10 protein-coding genes are annotated in these 15656 nt (G+C 34.3%); 5 read left to right on the top strand and 5 right to left on the bottom strand.

Annotated features, from left to right (window positions below):
- Nucleotides 1-27: 27 nt before the first annotated feature.
- Nucleotides 28-435 carry an aegerolysin family protein gene (locus tag B0A66_RS13525; protein ID WP_123868241.1) on the bottom strand — a complete coding sequence of 136 codons (408 nt, stop codon included), beginning with the start codon at nt 433-435 and terminating at the stop codon, nt 28-30.
- 361 nt (nt 436-796) lie between these two features.
- On the opposite strand from B0A66_RS13525, the gene B0A66_RS13520 reads away from it, so the two are divergent.
- On the top strand, nt 797-1198 hold the full coding sequence (locus B0A66_RS13520) for an acyl-CoA thioesterase (protein ID WP_089050376.1): 402 nt from the start codon (nt 797-799) through the stop codon (nt 1196-1198).
- 74 nt (nt 1199-1272) lie between these two features.
- Here the strand turns inward: B0A66_RS13520 and B0A66_RS13515 are convergent, their stop codons facing one another.
- Complete coding sequence (locus B0A66_RS13515; protein ID WP_089050375.1) at nt 1273-1458, bottom strand: hypothetical protein; 186 nt, start codon at nt 1456-1458, stop codon at nt 1273-1275.
- 412 nt (nt 1459-1870) lie between these two features.
- Here B0A66_RS13515 and B0A66_RS13510 point away from each other — a divergent pair, with 412 nt between their 5' ends.
- The 4 genes from B0A66_RS13510 to B0A66_RS13495 all read left to right on the top strand — a co-directional run bounded on the left by B0A66_RS13510 (nt 1871) and on the right by B0A66_RS13495 (nt 9715).
- Entirely contained in the window at nt 1871-5185 is a 3315-nt protein-coding gene (locus tag B0A66_RS13510) for a TonB-dependent receptor (protein ID WP_089050374.1), read from the top strand.
- Between the two features lie 607 nt (nt 5186-5792).
- A complete protein-coding gene (locus tag B0A66_RS13505; RefSeq protein WP_089050373.1) occupies nt 5793-6620 on the top strand; it encodes a phosphatase PAP2 family protein in 828 nt (275 codons plus the stop codon).
- A complete protein-coding gene (gene eptA / locus B0A66_RS13500; RefSeq protein WP_089050372.1) occupies nt 6607-8127 on the top strand; it encodes a phosphoethanolamine--lipid A transferase EptA in 1521 nt (506 codons plus the stop codon). Before B0A66_RS13505 ends, eptA begins: the two co-directional genes overlap by 14 nt.
- Nucleotides 8128-8401: 274 nt before the next feature.
- Nucleotides 8402-9715: a hypothetical protein gene (locus B0A66_RS13495; protein ID WP_089050371.1), complete on the top strand. Its 1314-nt coding sequence runs from the start codon at nt 8402-8404 to the stop codon at nt 9713-9715.
- A gap of 94 nt (nt 9716-9809) precedes the next feature.
- On the opposite strand, the gene B0A66_RS13490 is transcribed toward B0A66_RS13495, so the two are convergent.
- Genes B0A66_RS13490 through B0A66_RS13480 form a run of 3 tightly spaced genes read right to left on the bottom strand, consistent with a single transcriptional unit; the run spans nt 9810 to nt 15546 of the window.
- Nucleotides 9810-11219: an efflux transporter outer membrane subunit gene (locus B0A66_RS13490; RefSeq protein WP_089050370.1), complete on the bottom strand. Its 1410-nt coding sequence runs from the start codon at nt 11217-11219 to the stop codon at nt 9810-9812.
- A 2-nt stretch (nt 11220-11221) separates the two neighbouring features.
- On the bottom strand, nt 11222-14377 hold the full coding sequence (locus B0A66_RS13485) for an efflux RND transporter permease subunit (RefSeq protein WP_089050369.1): 3156 nt from the start codon (nt 14375-14377) through the stop codon (nt 11222-11224).
- A gap of 29 nt (nt 14378-14406) precedes the next feature.
- The gene (locus B0A66_RS13480) at nt 14407-15546 is read right to left on the bottom strand and encodes an efflux RND transporter periplasmic adaptor subunit (RefSeq protein WP_089050368.1); all 1140 of its coding nucleotides are present in this window, start codon (nt 15544-15546) and stop codon (nt 14407-14409) included.
- Nucleotides 15547-15656 lie beyond the last annotated feature (110 nt).

The raw sequence follows: 15656 nt of genomic DNA, 5'->3' as shown, positions 1-15656 counted from the left end.
AACTAATCTTTTATATAATTCGTTACACTATATTTTAACACATGTAATGGTAATATTTCCAATTGCCCCAGAATCCTTATTACCACCTTCCATATTTGTACTATAGGTTTTCTTAGTAGCCTCTACCTGAGTCCAATTAAAGTGATTCGTCTTTTTCCAATATGGACAATCCCAGCCAAACTCTCCAATTTTGGTATCTCCTTCGAAAAGCTCAAAACGACCTTCAGTACCTGTAGAAGAACCAGAACGTCCACACGAACATACATAATCAATCTTACCGGAAGCGATCGTTATTTTATTAATATCAGCAATACTAATAGTATGGTCTTTATTGTCTTTTTTATAAAACTTCCCATAATCTAATTTCGCGTTTTGCACTTTTAAAGTCATGTTTTCTGATACAATTTTTACCACAACCCATTGAGAATATGCCATAATTTCTAATAATTTAGTTCGTTTTTTAAGGTGGGATCTGCTCCACTCTATATACAATTTTTGATTGTTTTTGTTACACAAGTATTAACCTGTACTATAACAAAATGATTTAGCGATTATAAATGTATATGAAATGAAAATCTATATCTGATAAACTGTCATGAGTAGTCGTTTTTCAGGTATGAACTAATGAATTAAGTGTCATTAAAAAAAGAATAATTTATTATAAGTCTCTTTAAGAATACCTGAATGCTTCTATAAAAAAATTAAAGAATGGTAAAAGACAAATTGTGTAGCCAATGTTGAGAAAAACCTAATTTAATAGTACTTTTGAAATAACAACATTAAAAACTATCCTATAATGGAAAACAAAATTTTCAAGTATGAACTTACTATTAAAGAATTTCATCTTGACACTTTCGGTCACGTAAATAATGCTACTTACCTTCAAATCTATGAAGAAGCCCGTTGGGAGTTTATCAGCGAAAACGGTTATGGTTTAGATACCATTAAAAACACAGGATTGGGGCCTGTAATCTTAGAAATCAAACTTAGATTTATAAAAGAACTTAAACTTAGAAAAAAAATAATCATTCACTCTCAAACTGGCGAATACTCAGGAAAAATCGGCACCATCAAACAATGGATTACCGATAGTGATAATAATGTGTACTCTGACGTAGAAATGAAAATTGGTTTGTTTGATACTAAGGAGCGAAAATTGGTTGCTCCAACAGAGCAATGGCTAAATGCTATCAAATAACATACACTCCTTATAATATCCTTCAATTTGATTAGCACTTTCCCAAATTGAAGGATGTTATTTTATTCTAAATATTAGCTCAATGACTTCTCTATCATATCTACTATTGTTTCAAGGGTGAAAATGGTTTTTAATCGGGTACCACAACTTAAATGTATCCATGTACCCAAAGATTCTTCTACCGGAAACATACACGTAATTTGATCGATATTAACTGTATACTGCGTCAGATCATCGGTTCTAAATTGAATTGTTTTCATATATAAAAAATGTAGATGGCTAATATATTCAAGTCAAAGTTATTTAGGATCATTTGATTATAATGACAAATAGTTTTAAATTAACATCAATCTTATTATGATTATTTTAGTGTTTTGTAAACTGTAACTTTTTTTATTGTGAAGTTATAGTCTTACAATCTTATTTCTTTCCAAAACATTTTTTTTGAACTAAATACTTTTTATTGGAAAACCGCATAAATACAGCTAATTCGCTCTTGAGTTACTTCTGTAAGAAAAATAATTCTCTTACTCCATTTGCCGTTTCCATTTTACAATTAGATTACAAAAATCGGTTATTAAGGTTTATCTTAACATAACATTTATTTAACATGCAAGCTTTTAAATGTTATAATTTTGCTAAAAATAAACAAACTTAATATTGTAAAAAAAAATGAGAAAAATTATTTTAATTTTTATTCTTTTTCTATCTGCTTTAGGTCATGCTCAGGTTACGACTTCGGCCATGTCTGGAATTGTTAGATCAAACAAAGGAGAAGCTCTTCCTGGTGCAACAGTAGAAATTGTGCACAAGCCAACAGGAACGAAATACTTCACCACATCTGATTTTGACGGAGGTTACGCCGTTCAGGGATTAAGACCAGGTGGTCCTTACTCCGTAAAAGTAACCTACATTGGTTTCAAAACAACTGAAATCACTGACATCAACGTAGGTTTAGGAAACAACCTTACTGTAAATGTTAAAATCGAAGAAGATGCTAATGCACTTCAAGAAGTTGTTGTTACAACTAAATCAAGCGGAAACTTTAACAAAGGAAGAACTGGAGCTTCGCAACAGTTTTCAAACAGAGAAATTGCAGCTGTTCCTGTTTTAGGATCACGTTCTGTAACTGCTGTAACAAAATATAATGCAAATGCTGGTGCAAACGGAACGTTTGGTGGTCAGGATTCAAGACTAAATAACTTTACTATCGACGGATCTGTTTTTAATAACGGATTTGGTTTAGGTTCAGAGTCACAAGCAGGTGGTAGAACAGGTTCTACTGCTATCTCACTTGATGCGATTGAGCAAATTCAGGTAAATATTGCGCCTTACGATGTACGTCAGTCCGGATTTTTAGGATCTGGAATTAATGCGGTAACACGAAGCGGAACAAACGATGTTGAAGGATCTGTTTATAATTCTTTTAGAAGCAATAAATCTAGCTTTATAGGAACACACCCAGGAAAAGATGTTACTATCGTTCCAGGAAAATTTGATGAAAAAATTTGGGGAGCTCGTCTTGGAGCACCAATCATCAAAGACAAATTATTCTTCTTTGGTAACTTTGAAACTATCGAAAATACAAGCCCTGCTACTACATGGACTTCTACAGGATCTCCAAACGGAGGTGCTCAGGTTTCTGAACCAACTTATCAGGAAATGGAAACGCTTTCTAATTTCATGAAAGAAAAATTCAACTACACTACTGGTCCTTGGGAAGGGTATGATGCACCAAAAACATCTAAAAAATTCTTAACCAGAATTGACTGGAACATTAACGATAATCACAAACTTACTGCTCGTTACGTACACCACAACTCATCTTCTTCTGAATTAACTTCAAACTCAAACTCATTAGGTTTTGGTAACAGAAGAACAAGTACTTTGGCAATGTCTTTCCAAAATAGTGGTTATACTATCTTAGACAATACGAGATCTATCGTAGTAGAATTAAACAGTAAATTTGGTCCATGGTACAACAACTTCATTGCTGGTTACGACAAGCAAATTGAAGACAGAGGTTTACAAGGTGGTGGATTATTCCCTACAATTGATATCAAAAAAGGAACTGCAACTTATATTTCAGTAGGTTTAGATCCTTTTACACAAGGAAATAAACTTTCTTATTCTACATTACACTTTACAGACAACGTAACAAGAACTATTGGAAAACATTCACTTGTTTTAGGTGCTAACTTTGAGTACTTCAAATCAAGTAACTTATTCTTCTCAGGTTCAAACGGAGTTTATGTATTCAACTCTTTGGCTGATTTTTATGCTGCTGCTAACGAATCTGCTGCTAATGGTGGTGCTCCATCAAGTACAACAGCTACTTCACCAGCTCGTTTTCAGTACAGATATTCAGCTTTACCGGGAGCTGCTGAACCAATACAAATCTTAAAAACAAATAAATTAGATTTATACGCTCAGGACGAAATTAAAGTAAGTGATCAATTTAAAGTATCTGTTGGTCTTAGAGCTTCTAGAGTTTGGTATGCAAATACTGGTTTAGAGAACCCTGCAGTTACAGCTATGACTTTTGCTAATGGTGAACAATTCAACACAGCAAAATTACCGGACGCACAATATTTATTTGAGCCAAGAGTTGGTTTCAACTTAGACTTAAATGCAGATGCTGCAACAATTATTCGTGGAGGTTCAGGAATTTTCACAGGTAGAGCTCCTTCTGTATACTTATCGAACCAAATTGGAAACAATGGTGTTCTTACTGGTTTCGTAGATGCTAGTGGTGCTGCTATCACTGCCGGAGGATATGGTTTTACACCAAGACCTGCTGAGTATTTTACTCCTACAACTCCAACATTACCTTCTACATTTGACTTAGCTTTTACAGATAAGAATTTCAAATACCCACAAGTATGGAAAACAACCATGGCAGTTGATCAAAAACTTCCATTCGGATTTACAGGTACTGTTGAAGGTGTAATTCAGAAAAACATCAACGCAATCAATTATTACAATGCGAACTTTGATGCTCCTGTTGGAACTTTCGAAGGAACAGATAACAGACCAAGATATTCTCGTAATGATGCAGGAACAAGAATTAATGACAACGTTTCAAACGGAATCGTTTTAACAAATTCTGATAAAGGATATTACTACTCTACTACATTCAAATTAGAATATCCTTACCAAAATGGTTTATGGGGATCATTTGCTTATACACACTCTCAAGCAACTGATTTAATTTCTCCGGGATCTATTGCTTCTGGTTCATGGACTGGTGCAAGATCGGTAAACGGAAACAATGATTTAGATGTTTCTTTATCAAATAACAATACACCTCACCGTTTGGTTGGAGTTGTTGGATACAGAATTGAATACGGAAAAGGTTTAGGTGGAGCAACTTCAATTAACTTAGGATACATTGGAGAAACAGCAAATCCTTTTACTTATGCTTACAGTGGAGATATGAACGGAGACAGAGTTAACGGAAACGACCTTCTTTATGTACCAAACAGTGCAAATGAAATAAGTTTTGCTCCAGTTACAGTATCAAGCGTAGTAAACGGTGTTACAACAAATAGAACGTATACAGAAGCTGAACAAAGAACTGCTTTTGATGCTTATATCGATCAAGACAAGTACTTACGTACAAGAAGAGGTCAATATGCTGAAAGAAATGGTGCTATTTTACCAATGCTACACAGATTAGATTTATCTATCACTCAAGATATTAACATCAAAATCGCTGGTAAAAAGAACTCTTTCCAATTTAGAGCTGATATCTTAAACTTTACGAATATGATCAATAAAGATTGGGGAATTACGCAAAGAGCAACTAATCCAAACGTATTAGCATATTCTACAACATCAACGTCTAATGTACCGGTTTATACTTTGGCTACTCAGACAGATCCTAATGGAAACAGATATTTAATTAAAGACACTTTCCAAAAGAACGGTTCTACGTTTGATGTATGGCAGGCACAATTTACAATTAGATACATCTTTGGTAAATAATTGATAAAAAAACAGGTTACAAAAACGGCATTGACTTTTAGTTAATGCCGTTTTTTTTTTTGCTCTGAACAATTAAATAGGTTTAAAAAAGATCCTAAAAACATAGATGAGCAAGACGTGGATCATAAAATAATTAAAAACTCAGCCTCTTCTTCCAAGAGGCTTTTTTACGTATAAAAATTGTAAATAAATTAAAAATGTAATCCATTAAATTTTAACAATAATAATACACATATCTCTATTTATTATAATTATTATTAAATTATTTTGCTATTATTACTATTTAGACTACATTTGAAATGTTAATTTTTAACATAATATTTTTTTACAATATCATCATATATAACTGCAGCATGATTATTATGATGATCACATATAGTTACAACACACTTTTTGGCATGTGTAATTACGCATTTCTTATAGAAAAAAACAGGTTCTTTTACTACCAAAAATATGTCTTAATCTGACACACTTTGAATTTAATAAGACTTGATAGGGATTTAAATTTGTAAACATAAATTAATGATCAAGAGTAGTCAATAATACTCTTTTGGACTCAATATTAATCTGTCTACCTTTTTTTAGGGCGATCTCAAAAAGAAACGGAATGAATTCATTTATTACTTGCAATTGTTCAAAGATTAAATTATCTGTGGTTTGTTTACCACTACTTTTAATTATTTCAATTGTATTGTTCCTTTATGTTCAGGATGCCCTTTGTGCCGAGTCATATATACAAATTCAAAAAGATTATTTCTTTTTTATAAATGCTAAATTATCTCAATATCCAAGCACACAGAATAACCTTACCCAATTTGGCAACGCACTGATCATCCTCTCATTTTTGAGTATTTTCGTTGTATATGCACCTAAAATTTGGGAGTATTTAGCTTCATCATTACTTATTTCACTTATTTTTTGTTGCCTGTTAAAAAAGACATTTGCAGTACCAAGACCTGCTGCAGTATATGATCACAGCAGTTTTTCGATTATAGGAGAAACATTAACAGGTCATAACAGCACGCCTTCCGGGCATTCTTTAACGGTCTTTGCCGTAATTTCTGTTTTGTTATTTGCTTTCATGCCAAAAAAACGTATTAATCAAATTTTTTGGTCCGCTTTTATTCTTATGATTGGATTATTAATCGTATTTACAAGAGTAGGTGTCGGGGCACATCATCCTCTAGATGTAGTTTTAGGCAGTGCAATTGGCTTTATTATTGGAGTCATCGGAATTCTCATTAATCAAAAATATAATATTTGGATCTGGATTAATAACAAAAAATATTATCCCTTTTTTATGCTTGCCTTTTTAATGTCTGGTTTTGCATTGATAATGAAAATTATAAATGAAAATTTAATCATATTTTATATATCTTTAATCATTCTTATCGTATCCTTATACAAAATCACTACTGTGTATGTTAAAAAATAAGCTTCAAACAATTCATTTTGCATTATTGCTAAGTTTTTTCAATTTTTTATTCTTTCATTTTCCTTTCTTTCGTTTTGTCTTTGATAATCTTGACTATAAAAGTTTTAATGGTATTTTGACGATTGTTAGTTTGGTTATTCTAATGCTTGTTCTAAATTTTTTAGTCTTTTATATCTTTCTGTTTATTTCCAATTTTGTTGCGCGGTTATTGTTTGTACTGTTTTTTCTTATCAATGCAGTTTCCGTTTATTTCATTAATACCTATAGCGTTATTATAGACGAAAGTATGATTGGTAACATACTCAATACCAATTATGACGAGTCCAGCAGTTTTTTTTCTATTAAGTTGATAGTGTACTTAATATTGTTCGGAATCATTCCAAGTATTTTTATTATCAAAATAAAAACGGTTAAAGCAACAGGCAAACAGTTTTTAACTACTTGTTCACTTACTTTATTATTTGTATTGATTTTGGTTTTTGTAAATGCCAGTAACTGGTTATGGATCGATAAAAATTCAAAAACTTTAGGCGGACTTGCTATGCCCTGGTCCTATTCAGTAAATACTTCCCTATTCTATATTCACCAACATAAGAAGAATGAAAAAGAAATTTTACTGCCTGATGCCGTAATAAAAGACAATAAAAAATCGGTAGTTGTTTTAGTAATTGGCGAATCTGCACGAAGCCAGAATTTCTCTTTGTACGGATATAAGAAAGACACCAATCCGTATCTTTCTCAAACAGAAAATTTATCTCATTTTAATGCTGTATCTTCTGCAACTTACACTACTGCAGGTGTAAAAGCTATTTTAGAACACAAGCAAACCAATGATTTATATGAAATTCTACCTAACTATTTGTACCGAAATAATGTAGAAGTAATATGGAGAACCACAAACTGGGGAGAACCTCCTGTTCATATAAAAAATTATCAGGACAGAACGGCCTTAATGCAAAATTGTAAAGGTGTAGGCTGTGATTATGATGAAATTTTACTCACCCGACTTAAAGAACAAATTCTGGCAAGTACCAAAAATAAAATATTAATCGTCCTGCATACCAGTACTAGCCACGGACCTACATACAGCAAGAAATATCCTTCTCCATTTGGAACTTTTAGACCTGTTTGTAATAGTGTCGAATTAGGGAATTGTTCACAAGAAGAGTTATTAAATGCTTATGACAATACAATTGTGTATACCGATTACATTCTTCACAGTGTAATTGAAAACCTGAAACAATTAAAAGACTATAATAGTACCATGCTTTTTGTTTCTGATCACGGTGAATCATTAGGCGAAAAAAATCTGTACATGCATGGACTTCCTATGAGCATTGCTCCTAAAGAACAGTATGAAATCCCTTTTATTGTTTGGGTATCTGATAATTCTAAACAATTGAAAAAGAAAGAAGTGCTATCACAAGGTCATGTTTTTCATAGTGTTTTAAAATTCCTGAATATTCAAAGTCCAATCTATAACGAAGAATTGAATATTTTTAAATAGTCACAAAATCAAATAGAATAACCTGAAATCTCCTTTATCATAAAAATTGATAAGGGAGATTTTTTTGTTAATAATTTATTTTTCTAAAATAGGCGATATAAAACATTAAAAACAACACTACAGTACTATATTTCAACATGTTAAGCTCTAACCCGCAACTATCTCCAATTCAGTCATAATAACCAGATATATCCTGTTATATAATAAAATTAAATAAAATCTGTTTATAAAAAACATACCAAATATTAACAATAAAAATTATACCAAAATTTTGATGAAAAATCTACAAGAAGCGTCTGAACGTTGGAAAAACGAAGGACACGAATACAAAACCGCTATTAATGAATGGCTGGATATTATCTATATTAATAAAGAAAATCCAACAACAGAATGTCCGGAAGAAACCAGAAGAGATATGGCAGAATATGTCCTGGAGGAACTTATCGAACATAATAAAAACGGTAAACATAAAGAATTTCGCGAATTATTTCCAGCTGATAATGATCCCTTATTTAATCTTCTAGATGATGCAACGTGGCAAAAAGTTCGAAAAGTAGCAATACTCCAAGACAATCGTATAGTTGCTAAAATTGGAGATTATTATGACTGGCAAGGTGTTTACATCATCAAAGACGATGAAATAACACTGGTAGATGGTTTAATTGGATATGGCTTTTCTGACGACAAGAAATATTTTGCAAAAGTTCATCTCACAAAAATTGATGTGCACGAAGGTTGGGATGGGCCAATTGTATCAACATTTAGTATACCATACGGTACTACTTTTGAAGAACACCAATATGAAAGTATTGAGGTTTTCTCTACAGGAAAACAAGTAGTATTAGTTACTTACGGAGAAATTTTTATACTTAATGAAGATGGTTTCGAAGTAATACATGCCTATCCCAAAGATGAAAATGAGGAAGAAGAAGATGAGGACGAGGAAGAAGAAGAAATGTTTCTTCATTATCCAAATGCCGCAGTTTCACCTGACGACAAATATATTGTAGTTGGATCGCAAAGTTCCTATCATATTGTACTTAAGAATGAAAATGGAAAATGGGTAGAAACGGCTAATATAGAACCACGCTCTTCTTATCCTCATAAAGTTTGTTTCAATTACAGAACTAACCAACCTTTACTTGCCTTAAGCTCTTGTCATTTTTCGCATAGTTCAACTTTAGGCGTATTCGTTAATGATATTGAAGGTTTGCAAGCTTCCGGTTATAGTATGGATAGCGAGAAAATTTTTGTTGTTGATGACAGAAGATGGATATTTAGTATTTATCCATCAGCTCGAGGATTCTATCTTGGTTCAAATGATGGTTATTTGTGGTTAAAAATTACAGATCAAGAAGCATCTTATGTACATCTTGGTGGTACAATCATGTCGATAGATGTTGCTCCTGACAGACAGCATATTGTTGTTGGTACATTTTCAGGACAAATAATCTTACTACGTTGGCAAGATGTGGTACCTGTTGAAGGCAAAAACATGCGTGTTGACCCTTACCTTATTACAAATTTACCAGTTATTGATGAAAAAAGATACCTGTTTAGAACTGATAATGAACCGTTAATTTGGTAAAAGAAGTTATCTTCATTATTATAAATAAAAAATCCACCAGCAATGCGATCTGCAAAACTGGTGGATTTTTAACTTTCAACGATTAAGATGACGATTACTCTACCCCGCCGCCTAAAGCGCGATACAGATTTATCGCTGCATTTAATTTTTCAAGTTTTATCGTTACGACATCAAGATCATTTTGAAGTGAACTGTTCTGAGCCGTTATAACTTCCAGATAATTTGCCATTCCGCTTTTGTAAAGCAAAGAAGCATCTGAAGTTGCTTTTTCTAATGATGCTGCTTTTTCTTTGGCTAAAACAATACGTTCATCTGCATATTTTACTCGTACCATCGCATCGTTTACTTCACCAACAGCCGTAATAAAAGACTGTTTAAATTGAACAACTGCTTTTTCCTGTTCCAAGACCGCTACTTGATAAGCTGTTCTTAATGCTTTTTTTCTAAAAATAGGCTGTGCCAGATTCGCCGCAATTGTTTTGGTAACAGAACCAGGGAAATTAAACCAATTGTCAAATTCAAATGAGTTTACACCAACCGAAGGACTTAAACTCAAAGTCGGATACATCGTTGCTTTTGCCAGTCCGGTTTTTGCAGTGGCAGACATTACTGCGTATTCACTAGCTTTTACATCAGGTCTTCTGCTTAAAAGCGAAACAGGAACTCCGGCCGAAAATTCAACAGAAATTTCAGCAGCATCTATATTCCCGGAACGTTCAATACGATCCGGATATTCACCACATAAAATCTGCAAGGCGTTTTCCTGAATAGCGATATTTGTTTTAGCTAAAGGCACTAATAATTCAGCCGTTTTCTTTTGTGCTTCGGTCTGATTGACAGCCAGAGAACTAACGGAACCTGAATTATACTGCAACTGTGTCATCGTTAACGTATTGCTGGTTAATTCGATGTTTTTCTCTGCTATTTTCAGCTGTTCGTCTAAACCTAAAAGATTGTAGTAAGCCTGAGCAACCTGAACAATAATTCGCGTTTTTAAAGCCGAAAGATTTTCTTTTTGAGCAAAATAAGCCGCTTTAGCATCTCTTTTCTGCATTGTCGCCTTACCCCAAATATCAACTTCCCACGACATGCGCAGATTAGCATTATAGTCATCCATATAATCCTTACCAATAAACTGCGCACTTAATGAGCCATTTAAGGAATTTTTAGATTGATACGATCGGCTTGCTCCAGCATCAAAATCAAGTGTTGGTAGCAAACCTAACTTTGCTTGTTTGTAACTAAGATCAAGCTGCTCCATACTTTTCATGGCAATGACAACTTCATTATTTTTAACCAACGCTTTTTCAATAAGGCTAACCAAAAGAGGATCTTTGTAATAACTTTTCCACGGCATTATAACCGTATCTCCAGTAACTGCAATTTCTTCTCGAAATTTTTCCGGAGCATTTAATTCTGTACGGGAATATTTTTTTCCTACCACGCACGATGTCATCATCGTTCCGGTAAGCAAAACCATTCCTATTTTATATAGTGATTTCATTATTATTCTTTTATTGTTTGAACTTGAACTGCGATTTTTTTACCTGATACTTTTTCCTGTAAATACTGAAATACAATAAAAAGCAACGGAATAACAAAAATCCCTAAAACAACCCCACTAAACATTCCGATCGATGCGCTGACACTGATTGATCGGTTACCAACTGCTGTTCCTCCTGAAGCAAACATTAACGGAATCATACCTACAATAAAGGCCAAGGAAGTCATGATAATTGGTCGTAACCTTGATCTTGCTCCTTCAATCGCAGCTTCAACAATACTTAATCCGGCAAGGCGTCTTTGCAATGCAAATTCTACAATAAGAATCGCATTCTTGGCGAGAAGCCCGACAAGCATAATTAATCCGACCTGAACATAAATGTTGTTGTCTAATCCAACCGCTTTAATTCCTGCAAAGGCACCCAAAATTCCTGTTGGTATTGAAAGCAATACAGCAAGAGGCAACAAATAACTTTCGTATTGAGCAGCCAATAAAAAGAATACAAACAGTAAACACAATCCAAAGATGGCGACAGTCTGACTTCCTCCCGCTTTTTCCTCTAAACTTAAACCTGTCCATTCGTAACTGTAATCAGATGGAAGTTTATTTAAAACATTTTCTAAATTATCCATAATCTGTCCATTACTATAACCAGGCAAAGCCATTGCTGTAATATTTACAGAATTATAAAGGTTATAACGATTTACTGATTCAGGTCCATAAACTTTATGCAGTTTTACAATTGATTTTACAGGAACCATTTGCATATCAGCGTTTCTAACAAATATTTCATTAAAAGCATCCTGATCCATTCTAAAAACACCATCAGCTTTTACATTGACTCTGTAAAATTTACCAAATCTTGAAAAATCTGCTGATTGATCTCCGGCAAAATACGTTTGAATATTTCCTAAAAGCTCTCGCATATTTACGCCCATCTGACGTGCTTTATCTTCGTCAACTTCTAATTCTAACTGCGGATAATCTGCTCTGAAAGTTGTGTAAGCATATTGTACTCCGGGTTGTTGCATAAGCTGACCAATTACTTTATCAGACATTGCTTTTAGCTTTTCCGGACTTCTCGACATTCTGTCCTGCAATACAATTTCGGCACCACTTGTTACTCCAAAACCTTCAACCGGAGGCATTCTGAATACCATGATTGATCCTTCTTTTATAAAAGCTAATTTGCCATTTACGATATTCATGATTTCATCAATATCCTTAACAGCTCCTCTGTCTTTTTTAGGTTTTAATTTTATAAATCCTAAACCATAAGCAGGACTGGCACTGTTGCTCAAAATATTAAAACCAGTAATACTTGTATTATTATCAATTGCTTCTACTGTACCAAGTACGGCTTCCATTTTTGTAACTACTTCAGTCGTTCTGTCCAGTGCAGTTCCAGGAGGCATCGATAAACTGTACACCATAAATCCGTCGTCTTCCAGCGGCACGAAACTTTTTGGTGTAGACATCATCATATAAATGGCAATAGCTGTAATTCCGGTAACTAATCCTGCGGCAAGCCATTTTCTTCCTATTAAGAAACGAACTCCTTTAATGTATTTACCCGTTAGATTATCAAAACCTTTATTGAAACCTATAAAGAAACGTTGCTTAAAAGTCGATTTATCTTCGTGATCTCCATGTTTTGCTCCATGATTCTTTAACAAAAGCGCACACAATGCCGGAGTAAGCGTAAGGGCATTTACTGCGGAAATGATAATGGCGATTGCCAATGTATAAGCAAATTGTTTGTAGAAAATCCCCGAAGATCCGGTCATAAAACCAATTGGAATAAATACTGCCGACATTACTAACGTAATCGAAACTACTGCTCCTGTAATTTCTGCCATAGCACTGTGTGTGGCTTCTTTAGCCGAAATCCCTGCATCTTCTTCCATTTTACTGTGTACGGCTTCTACAACCACAATAGCATCATCGACCACAATTCCGATGGCAAGAACCAAGGCAAAAAGCGTCAAAATATTGATCGTAAAACCAAATACTAAAAGAAAGAAAAATGTTCCTACAATCGCTACCGGAACGGCAATTGCCGGAATGATCGTCGAGCGAATATCCTGAAGGAAAATAAATACTACGATAAATACCAGAATAAAAGCTTCAAATAGAGTCGATTTTACCTGTCCTGTCGCTTCATCCAATCTTTCTTTAGTACTCATAACGTTGACATACTTTATTCCCGGAGGAAAAGATTTTGACAGTCTTTCTACTTCATTATTAATTCCAATTTCAATATCGTTTGCATTAGAACCCGAAGTTTGCAAAATCGCCATTGTTACAGCATTTTTTCCACTTGACTTATTGTCACCGCTATACGAAATCGAACCAAATTCTACGCGGGCAACGTCTTTTAATCTTAAAACATTGCTTCCGTTATTTTTAACGACAATATTTTCATATTGTTCCGGTTTGTTCTTTTTCCCTTTGTACCGAATTACATATTCTAAAGCTGCTGTAGATTCTTCACCCAGTTTCCCCGGAGCCGATTCTAAACTTTGTTCTGCTATCGCCTGTGTAACATCTGAAGGAATTAATCCTGCACTTGCCATTTTTCGGGGATCTAACCAAATTCGCATGGAATAGTCCTTCTGTCCAAAAATCTGAACTTGCCCTACTCCTGATACACGTTTTAACTGCGGAACCAGGTTGATGTTGGCATAATTCTGCAAAAACAATTCATCGTATTTTTTGTTATCTTCTGTGTATAAGTTAAAGATAACAATCATACTATTTTGTTGCTTAGAAGTCGTAAGTCCCATTCGGATAACTTCCTGCGGTAATTTTGGTGTTGCCTGCTGTACTCTGTTTTGTACGTTAACCGCAGCCTGATCAGGATCAACACCTTGTTTAAAAATTACACTAATCGAAAAAGTTCCATCATTACTGGCAGTAGATTTTATGTACTGCATATTCTCTACTCCGTTTATCTGTTCTTCTAATGGCGTAACCACAGAACGAATAACGGTTTCACTGTTTCCTCCCGGATATGAACCACTTACCATAACAGTTGGCGGTGAAATATCAGGAAATCTCGTTACGGATAATCTGGTAAGACCTATGATCCCCAATATCACCAGAACAATGGAGATAACCGTAGCCAATACTGGCCTGTCTATTATTTTCTTTAACATGGAAATGTTATTTTATATTATATCTAAAATTATTTGCTGCTTACTTTATTAGCAGCAGTTTTTGGAACAACCTCCATACTATCATAAAGTACATCGATAGAATTTAAGGCTACTTTGTCTCCTGGTTTTAAACCTGATTTTACGAAGTAATCAGATCCTGCGCTTCCTGCAATTTCGATAGGAACCATGGAAACTTTATTTCCTTCTCCTAAAACAAAAACAAAAAATTTATCCTGAATGTCTTTTACGCTCGCCATTGGAATGGTTATTACCGAAGACAAACTTTTGTTCAGAATCACACGTGCTGAACCACCGGAACGCAATTGTTTTTTTGGATTTGAGAAAATAGCTTTTAAAGCAATTGTTCCTGTTGCACGATCGATATTTCCACTCGCAACTTCCAGCTTTCCTTTTTGCTCGTATTCGCTGTCATCTGCCATAATTAAACTTACGGACTGATTTGATTTTGAATCTTTGGAGAAAGCAAGATAATCGGCTTCTGTTAGTGAGAAGTATACAAAAACAGTATTGATATCTGATAAAACGGTCAACGGTACAGCATCTGTTGGGGTAACTAAATTTCCAACACGATTTGGGATTCTGCTGATGTAACCGCTCACAGGAGCTTTAATCAAAGAAAAGTCAGCATTTAATTGGGAAGAACCTAAGGCTGCTTTTGCCTGCGCCACCTGAGCTGTTGCCGCTTCGTAACTTGCCTGTGCTGTTTTTAACTGCATATCAGAGAAAACTTTACCGTCTACCAGCGGTTTAATTTTTTCTACTTCCAGTTTTGCATTGGCCTGATTAGCTAAAGCACTTTTATATGATGCACGGCTATTATTAACCTGCTCCACATATACATCACCTTTAATTTTAAATAGCGATTGCCCTTTGGTTACATAATCTCCTTCTTTTACATAAATCGCTTCAAGATATCCTGATACTTGTGCTTTAATATCTACGTTTACAGTTCCTTCTACTGTTCCGGGATATTTTTTTTCTACTTCGCCGGTTACAGCATTCGTTTGTAAAAAGTCAACTTCTGGTTTTGGAGCTGCCATTGCCTGCGCATCTGCCCCATTCTTTCCACAGGAAGAGAAAGAAATCATTATCAATAAAACTGCAATCTTGCCAATTGCTTTGTTATTTTGAAAAAACTGTTTTGTCATTTTATATCATTTTAGATGAATACATCAAATTTGACGGCAAAATAACAGCTGAAAACAGCTATAATATGGGATAAAGTTACCCAAACGGAATATTTCGATACCGAAACGAG

Origin of the sequence: Flavobacterium hercynium (genome assembly GCF_002217285.1) — a bacterium.
Taxonomy (GTDB): domain Bacteria; phylum Bacteroidota; class Bacteroidia; order Flavobacteriales; family Flavobacteriaceae; genus Flavobacterium; species Flavobacterium hercynium.
The sequence above is the reverse complement of the archived record's forward strand: the minus strand, read 5'-3'. Positions and strand labels throughout refer to the sequence as shown.